Raw genomic sequence first — 7528 nt, 5'->3', positions numbered from 1 at the left:
GCGGGTGCGCGCCGGCTCGGGTCAGCCCTGGTGTGGTCCCCGCGCAGGCGGGGGTGAACCGGCGACGGCAGCCGAGATGATCACGGCGTAGGCGTGGTCCCCGCGCAGGCGGGGGTGAACCGGCGGGTGCGCGCCGGCTCGGGTCAGCCCTGGTGTGGTCCCCGCGCAGGCGGGGGTTAGCCGCCCTTGCCGTCCCTGCCGACGCGGCTGCGGTGGTGGTCCCCGCGCAGGCGGGGGTGGATCCGCCCATGGCGAGCCGCGCCACGGCCTCGAGGCCGTGCTCCCTGCGCAGGCGGGGGTGATCCGTACTGGGCCTTCAAGGTCGACGATGTCGACAAGTGCCCCCGTCAGTCGGCGGCGAGGAGCTGTTCGCGCAGGATGTCGGCGTGCCCGCAGTGGTGGGCCAGTTCGCGGAGGACCTGGAGGTACACCCAGCGGAGTGTGCGCGGCCCGGTCCGGTGGCCGGTCACGACGGTGTCCAGCGGCAGGTCGGCGACCAGGGCCCGGGCCTTCGCGCAGGCATCCCGGTGGGCTGCCGTGACGGAGGCGACGGTGTCCTCGTCGGCGAGCCGGAAGGACGCCTCCGGGCTCTGCACCAGGCCGAGATCCCGCCGGGACGTGCCGCCGACGCACTCCTCGAACCACACCCGCTGCATCCAGGTGACGTGCTTGAGCAGCCCGAGCAACGTCGTCGCCGACGGGACGAGCCGACGGCGGGTCTGCTCCTCGGTGAGGCCGTCGAGGGTTGCCTCGAGGGCGCCCCGGTACTCCTCGACGAACGCATCGAGCTGGGTGCGTTCGTCGTCCAACGGCACGTCGAACGGGCCCATGTGCGTCTCCCCTCACGTCGCAGGCCGAGGACGCGTCAGCTCGTGCGAGCAGCGGCCCACGGCGCGTCGACATCCTAAGCCCGGGCAGGAGGCTGCCCGGTGAGGCGCCCGGGTCCCTGGAGAACACCGATGAGTGCCGGCTCGGCGAGCGGTAGGAGCTCCGGCCCGCGCGTCCTCAGAGGGCCGTCGTTCGAGTCCGGCAGGCGGCTCCGGGCCACAGGGCGGCGGGCGCGCGCCGCGGGCCCTTTCGTGTGCTCGGGGCCCCGGACGGTCCCGGTGGCGCGCCTCGTCCCCCGCCTGTCGTGCGGCCGGGCGGCGCAGGGGCAGGGCGAGCTGCGCGAGGGGGATTCAGTAGCCGCGCCAGACGTTGTCGAAGGCCGCCTGCTCGATGGCACGGCGTTGCCGTACGGCTTCCAGGTCGCGCACCGCGTCGTCCACCGCGGCGAGCACGGTCTCCACCGCGCCGCCGGCCCCGCCCGGGGAACTCCGGGTCTCCTGGTCGCCGATCCCGGCGGCCGCGGTGAGGGCGGCGAGCGCATGCTCACCGGACGCCCGGCGGTCCTGCGCCCGGCTCCGGTCGCGCGGGTCGGCCAGCACCAGCTGACCGGTCCGGAACGGCGTCCAGCGGCGCCGCCGCCGCGTGAGGCGCCCTTCCGCCTCGAGCGAGGCCAGATAGGCCGCGGCCAGGCCGCGGCCCCGGCGCCACAGCCAGTCGGTGACCGGCTCGTACGGTGCTTCGCGGACGATCGACGCCGCAGCCTGCTCCATCAGGTGATCGGAGGGTGGCAATCCCTCGCCGGGCACGATACGGGCGTCGTCCAGGGTGGCGGTCCGGGCGCCCAGGAGGTCGATCAGTTCGGCTCCCGCGAGGGCCAGCGACAGGTCGCCCTGCTCCGGAGGGCGGTCGGCCGACACGTCCACGGCGATGAGCATCACGTCACGGGGTGTGGTCATGGCGGTCCCTGTCCGGGGTGTCGTTGAGCGCCCGCAGGCTCACCGGTCAGTCGGGCGGCGTGTCCGGGCCGCGCTCCGGGTGGCCGCGCGGCTTTCCGGCACCGTGAGGTCTCCCCTTTCGTGGCCCGGACCCCCGCGGAGCGAACGGAAGCCCGCGTCTGCTGCCCAGCGCTTCGGCGCCTGGTGGAGCCTTTCCACCATGGCACGCCGGCGCGTGCTCCGCTGCATGAGCCGAGCGGCACCGCATTCCGTGCAGACCGCCCCGGGCGGAGCGGGGATCTCCGCCTCGCGTCCGCCGGGTGTGGAGCACCGTGCAGTGCCCGGGTGTCACCGTTCGTGCCGCGCGCCGGTGCCGGCTTGGCCGGTCCGGCGCTCCTCGGCGATCTGCGCGCGGAATCCTGCGTCCTCCTCGCGTACCGCGGTGGCCCCGGCAAGCACGGCGTCGACGTCGGACTCGGGGATCACGACCGCGCCGGAGTCGTCGGCGAAGACGTACTGCCCGGGCAGCACGCCGACCCCGGCGACCACGACGGGCACGTTCGCCAGGGCGGGCGTGATCACGTCCCCGCCCCATCGCACGGCGGCTCCGGAGCAGTAGGCGGCGAAGGGGTAGCTGCGCAGCTCGTCGAAGTCGCGCAGCCGTGCGTCGGTGAGGACGCCGGCCAGGTCGTGGTGCGCCACCCGGGCGAGCTTGGTGCCTCCGCCGACGGGAGCGTCGCGGTAGCCGTTGCTCGCCAGCACCAGCACCTTGCCCCGGGCAGCGTCGGCGTCGGGCCCCACCGCCTGCCGGAACAGGGCGCCGAAGTTGTAGTGCTCGGGGTCCATCATCGCCGAGCAGGAAGGGAAGTAGGAGATGGTGGCTGCCGGCCCGAACAGGACCCGGCCCGGGGTCGGGGTGACGAGGTCGAGGATGTGCGCGTGGTGCCGGTGGAGCCGGCCGAGGGCATCGACGAGGTCCGCGCACCTCAGTGACCGGACGGCCGCGGCACGTTGCTCGGACGCCGCCTCGGGGCCGGTCGGTGGGGTGGGGGTCATGGCAGCTCCAGGGTGCGGACCGACATCAGGGTGAGCTGAAGCCGGCCGTGCGGCCGGTCGACGAGCACCGCCTCGCACGCCGAGCATGCCGGGCAGCGCACCACCATGCCGGGGCAGCGCAGGTAGACCCGGGTCTCGGCGACGCGGTGCCGGTTGCCGCACCCGGCGCACTCCAGGACGATCGTGGTCGCCTCGCGGCCCAGGACGAGCGACATCGCCCCGGCGACGGCGTTGCCGTCCACATGGCTGTCCGCTCCCCGCAGGGCGAGGAGGTCTTCCGCTGGGTTCACTTCGGGCTCCTATCCGAACCTCTCGGTCCTCAACGCCTCCGCGTCCAGCCCGGCGTCGGTCAGTGCGCGGGCGGTGTCCTCGACGAACGCGGTCGGGCCGCACACGTACGCCCGCGCCCGCAGCCCGCGAGCGTCCTCGGAACCGGCCAGCGCAGCGCTCAACTGCGGTGCCGTCACCCGGCCGTGTGCGAACCCCTCCGTCCGTTCCCGGGTGAGGTGCACGGTGGTCTCCGGACCGCCGGGACCGTGCAGTTCACCGGCGAAGAGGACGCGGCCGGCGGTGCGGGCGGAGTACACCAGCCGCACCGGGGTGCCGTGCGTGCGGGCGGCCCGCCAGATCGCGCGCATCGGGGCGATGCCGGAACCGCCGGCGACCAGGAGGAGGGGGGCGTCGTCGCCGGGGTGCCAGACGAAGTAGCCCCCCACGGGGCCTCTGACCTCCAGGGCGTCTCCCTCGGCGGCGATGTCCACCAGGTACGGGGACACCTCGCCGTCGTCCACCCGTTCCACGGTGATCTGCGGCGCCTCCCCGGGTGCGGAGGACAGGGAGTAGCTACGGGTGGCCTGGTATCCGTCCTCGGCGGTGAGCCGTACGTCGATGTGCTGGCCGGCCACATGCCCCGGCCAGTCGGCGACGGCGAACCGGATGCTGCGGGCCGAGGCGGTCTCGTTCGTCGTGCCGGCGACGGTGACGGCGCGCCAGCCGTGTACGGGTCGCAGTCGCGGTGGCATGGCCGGTCGGTCAGTCCCCGTAGTAGCGCTGCTCGAGGAACGGGTCACCGCGATGGTGGTAGCCGGCGTTCTCCCAGAACCCCGGTTCCTCCTCGGGCGTCACCCGGATCGAGCGCAGCCACTTGGCGGACTTCCACAGGTAGAGGTGCGGCACCAGCAGCCTTACGGGACCACCGTGCTCGGCGGGGATCGGACCGCCCTCGTAACCCGTCGCGACGAGCGCGTCGCCCCCCACCAGGTCCTCCACCAGGAGGTTCGTGGTGTAGCCGCCGTAGGAGGACACCAGCGCGTAGGGTTCGTCGGCCACGCCCGCGTCCTCCAGCACGGCCGCCACCGGGACGCCCTGCCAGGTCGTTCCCAGCTTGGACCAGTGCGTGACGCAGTGGATGTCGGTGGTCAGGTTCACCACGCCCAGGGCGCGGAGCGATTCCCAGGCGTACGTCCTCTCCGTGGCCCCGTCGGTGACCACCAGCTCCCACGCACGGTCCGGGACGTGCTGCGTCGGGCCGGCCGTGAGCACCGGGAAGTCGTCGGTGACGTACTGCCCCGGAGGCACGGCCGTTGTGGCGCGCCCTTCGGGGCGCCGTGGACGGCCCGTGAATCCGCGCGTGACCATGCGTCGCTCACCACCCTTCGTGTCCGGATCATACGTTTTTGTTGCTGGATGTGCACGGGGGCCTGGGCAGTGGGCTGTGCTGTGGGCGAAAGGGCGGGCGGGGCGGCGGGTGGGGGCGCAGGGTGGGGGGATGGATGTGGTCGAGGTGGTGCCGGGGCTGCGGATGCTCCGGTTTGCGGTGGGGGCCGCGTATCTGTGGCGGGACGGCGGCGAACTGACCCTGGTGGACACCGGGACGGCGGACCGCGCGGCGGAGATCGAGGGTGCGCTGGACGGTGCGCTGCGGCGGATCGTGCTGACGCACTGGCACGAGGACCATACGGGTTCCGCCGCCGAGCTGGCCGCCCGGCACGGCGCGGAGGTGGTGGCGCACCGGTTGGAGGCGCCGGTGATCCGGGGCGAGGCGGAGGGGGCGCCTCCGGTGCTGGAGGAGTTCGAGAAGCCGATCCGGGCGGCCCTGCCGGAGCTTCCGGCGGCCCCGCCGTGCCGGGTGGACCGGGAGGTGGACGAGGGCGACATGCTGCCGTTCGGCGGCGGGGCGGTGGTGATCCCGGTGCCGGGGCACACCGACGGGTCGATCGCGCTGCACCTGCCGGGCCCCGGGGTGGTGTTCACCGGCGATGCGGTCGCCAACGTCCAGCGGACCATGCTGGGCGTCTTCAACACCGATCGCGCCCGGGCCGTGGCGTCGTTGCACCGGTTGGCGGGGCTGGAGGTGGAGACGGCGGTCTTCGGGCACGGTGACCCGGTCGTGCGGGGTGCGGCGGCCGCTCTGCGGGAGGCCGCCGCGGCGGCGGGGTGACTGTCGGTGCCGGCTGGGATGCTCCGGGCATGGAGACGACGCTGCAGCTCACCATCGACTGCGCCGACCCGCCGCGGCTGGTGGCGTTCTGGGCCGGTGCCCTCGGGTACGTGCCGGAGCCGCCGCCGGGCGGGCACGCCACCTGGCGGGAGTACTGGGCCGCCACAGGGGTGCCGGAGGAGGAGCTTCCTCCGGGCGCCGGGGAGACGCCGGAGTCGATCGTCGACCCGGCCGGGAAGGGGCCGCGGGTCTGGTTCCAGAAGGTGCCGGAGCCGAAGGCGGTGAAGAACCGCGTGCACCTCGACCTGAAGGTGGGCGGCGGTCGCGGGGTTCCGCCGGGTATACGCCGGGAGCGGGTGGCGGCGACGGTGGAGCGGCTGACCGGGGCCGGAGCCACGGTGCTCCGGGTCATGGACGAGCCCGGGGCGGCGTACTACGCCGTCGTGTTGCGGGACCCCGAGGGGAACGAGTTCTGCGTCGTCTAGGCGTGGTCCGGGCGTGGTCCAGGCGTGGTCCAGGCGTGGTCCAGGTGGGGGACGGCCGATGCCGCCGGCGGAAGGGGATGGCGGAGCGGCGGGTGCACGGGGAGGCGATCCCGGCTCCGCCAGGAACCACGGTTCCGAGTGCAGCGTCTCCACACCGGCGGGGGGTTACGCGGCGTGTGAGGAGGGTGACGGAAAGTCGGCGGTGCCGGCCGAGGGGCCCCTCTTGCGTGCCGGGTTTCGGCGGGGGAGCCGCGTGAGCTGGGCGGACGGCCCGGTGCAGCGGCCCGCGGAGGGCCGGGCGGCCGGTGCGGAGACAGGCTTGCGGGTCCTCCGTAGGGGTGGCCGGGGGGTGTCGACGCAACGGAGCCCCGCTGAATGCGCCTCCGGGCGTGCGGGGCGGTGCGCGCGCTCCCGGGCGTACGGCCACCGCGTGCCCGGCGGGGCGGAACGCCACCGCGTGCCCCCGCGCCAGGAGATGTGTGCCTAAGGTGAGAAGGACATGACGACGCTGTAGAGGCAGGACACGTGCGGAATCCGGAGATCGACCACCACGCCGCCTTCCGGGCCCTCCCCAGCGCGGTCGCGCTCCTCACCCCGGATCTCGTCTTCATCGACGCCAACGACGAGTACGAGCGCACCTCGGGCCGCAACCGGGCGGAGCTGATCGGCCGTCATGTCTTCGACGTCTTCCCCGACAATCCACACGATCCGCAGGCGACGGGCTCCACCAATCTGCGCGCCTCCCTGCTGCGCGTGCTGGAGACGGGAGAGCGCGACACCATGGCGCTGCAGCGCTACGACATGGAGCGTCCCGGCCGCCCCGGGGACTGGGAGGAGCGGTTCTGGAGCGCGGTCAACGCCCCGGTCATGGACCGGGACGGCCGGGTGACGCTGCTGATGCACCGGGTGGAGGAGGTGACGGAGCTCGTACGGGCCCGGGCCGGGGAGGGCACGGAAGGGGCGACGGTGCTGGAGGCCGAGCTCTACACCCGTGCCCGGGAACTCCAGGAGATCAACGAGCGGCTGCGTCAGGCCCATGCCCGGGAGCGCGAGACGGCGCTCACCCTCCAGGAGGCGATGCTGCCGGCCCCGGTGCCGTTGGGGCGGATGCAGGCGGCCGTGCGCTACCGGCCCGCCGTCGGGACGCTCAACGTCTGCGGTGACTGGTACGACGTGGCGAACATCTCGGGCAACCGCGTTGCCGTGGGCGTCGGCGACGTCGTCGGGCACGGGCTGGTCGCGGCCGCGGCCATGGGGCAGCTTCGCAGCGCCCTGAGTGCCGCCTGCCACGTCGCCTCGGGTCCCGCTCAGGCCCTGGGCGCGCTGGAGGAGTACGCCCACTCGGTGGACGGCGCGGCCTCTGCGACCGTGGTGAAGGTCTTCGCCGACTGGGACACCCGCACGCTGGCCTACAGCAGCGCCGGGCATCCGCCGCCGGTCCTGGTGCAGCCCGACGGCACCGTCGAGTTCCTGGACCAGGCGACCGATCCGCCGCTGGGCGCGGGGCTGGGCGGCCGGCGTCCGGAGGCCACCACCACCTTCGCCGAGGGCGCGGTGCTGACCCTGTACACGGACGGTCTGATCGAACGCCGGGGCGAGGACATCGACACGGGCCTGCGGCGGCTCGCCGGCTCCCTCGTACGGCACCGGGAGCTCGACCCGGAGGGCCTCGCCGACGCGGTGCTGGGCGACCTCCTCCCGCCGAGCGGCATCACCGACGACACCGCGCTGGTGATCGTCCGCCTCTAGACGGTGCGAGGTCGCGAGCGCGTCCGGGCAGCGGG

The 7528-nt window shown here is 74.1% G+C and carries 9 protein-coding genes; 3 read left to right on the top strand and 6 right to left on the bottom strand.

Annotation, left to right across the window (positions count from 1 at the left end; translation table 11 throughout):
• Window positions 1–347: 347 nt before the first annotated feature.
• From HOY81_RS08655 to HOY81_RS08630, 6 genes are all read right to left on the bottom strand, one after another.
• A complete protein-coding gene (locus tag HOY81_RS08655) occupies window positions 348–830 on the bottom strand; it encodes a DinB family protein (protein WP_237319648.1) in 483 nt (160 codons plus the stop codon).
• A gap of 348 nt (window positions 831–1178) precedes the next feature.
• Entirely contained in the window at window positions 1179–1784 is a 606-nt protein-coding gene (locus HOY81_RS08650; protein ID WP_237319647.1) for a GPP34 family phosphoprotein, read from the bottom strand.
• 327 nt (window positions 1785–2111) lie between these two features.
• Window positions 2112–2819 carry an RraA family protein gene (locus HOY81_RS08645; protein WP_237319646.1) on the bottom strand — a complete coding sequence of 236 codons (708 nt, stop codon included), beginning with the start codon at window positions 2817–2819 and terminating at the stop codon, window positions 2112–2114.
• Window positions 2816–3109 carry a DUF6510 family protein gene (locus tag HOY81_RS08640; protein ID WP_237319645.1) on the bottom strand — a complete coding sequence of 98 codons (294 nt, stop codon included), beginning with the start codon at window positions 3107–3109 and terminating at the stop codon, window positions 2816–2818. The genes HOY81_RS08645 and HOY81_RS08640 overlap by 4 nt, the downstream gene beginning before the upstream one ends.
• Window positions 3110–3118: 9 nt before the next feature.
• On the bottom strand, window positions 3119–3841 hold the full coding sequence (locus HOY81_RS08635) for an FAD-binding oxidoreductase (RefSeq protein WP_237319644.1): 723 nt from the start codon (window positions 3839–3841) through the stop codon (window positions 3119–3121).
• 10 nt (window positions 3842–3851) lie between these two features.
• Window positions 3852–4457: a molybdopterin-dependent oxidoreductase gene (locus HOY81_RS08630; protein WP_237319643.1), complete on the bottom strand. Its 606-nt coding sequence runs from the start codon at window positions 4455–4457 to the stop codon at window positions 3852–3854.
• A gap of 130 nt (window positions 4458–4587) precedes the next feature.
• Here HOY81_RS08630 and HOY81_RS08625 point away from each other — a divergent pair, with 130 nt between their 5' ends.
• The 3 genes from HOY81_RS08625 to HOY81_RS08615 all read left to right on the top strand — a co-directional run bounded on the left by HOY81_RS08625 (window position 4588) and on the right by HOY81_RS08615 (window position 7493).
• A complete protein-coding gene (locus HOY81_RS08625) occupies window positions 4588–5259 on the top strand; it encodes an MBL fold metallo-hydrolase (protein WP_237319642.1) in 672 nt (223 codons plus the stop codon).
• 29 nt (window positions 5260–5288) lie between these two features.
• Window positions 5289–5744, top strand: coding sequence for a VOC family protein (locus HOY81_RS08620; RefSeq protein WP_237319641.1), 456 nt, complete (start codon window positions 5289–5291; stop codon window positions 5742–5744).
• 525 nt (window positions 5745–6269) lie between these two features.
• Window positions 6270–7493 (top strand): PP2C family protein-serine/threonine phosphatase, encoded by a 1224-nt coding sequence (locus HOY81_RS08615; protein ID WP_237319640.1) that lies wholly within the window; start codon window positions 6270–6272, stop codon window positions 7491–7493.
• Window positions 7494–7528 lie beyond the last annotated feature (35 nt).

It is taken from the genome of Streptomyces sp. JJ36, assembly GCF_021696945.1.
Taxonomy (GTDB): domain Bacteria; phylum Actinomycetota; class Actinomycetes; order Streptomycetales; family Streptomycetaceae; genus Streptomyces.
This window is presented reverse-complemented; position numbering and strand designations above follow the sequence as displayed.

Coding starts and splice junctions, on each gene's coding strand:
- HOY81_RS08655 (WP_237319648.1), bottom strand. CDS start 830: ATGGGCCCGTTCGACGTGCCGTTGGACGACGAACGCACCCAGCTCGAT.
- HOY81_RS08650 (WP_237319647.1), bottom strand. CDS start 1,784: ATGACCACACCCCGTGACGTGATGCTCATCGCCGTGGACGTGTCGGCC.
- HOY81_RS08625 (WP_237319642.1), top strand. CDS start 4,588: ATGGATGTGGTCGAGGTGGTGCCGGGGCTGCGGATGCTCCGGTTTGCG.
- HOY81_RS08645 (WP_237319646.1), bottom strand. CDS start 2,819: ATGACCCCCACCCCACCGACCGGCCCCGAGGCGGCGTCCGAGCAACGT.
- HOY81_RS08620 (WP_237319641.1), top strand. CDS start 5,289: ATGGAGACGACGCTGCAGCTCACCATCGACTGCGCCGACCCGCCGCGG.
- HOY81_RS08635 (WP_237319644.1), bottom strand. CDS start 3,841: ATGCCACCGCGACTGCGACCCGTACACGGCTGGCGCGCCGTCACCGTC.
- HOY81_RS08630 (WP_237319643.1), bottom strand. CDS start 4,457: ATGGTCACGCGCGGATTCACGGGCCGTCCACGGCGCCCCGAAGGGCGC.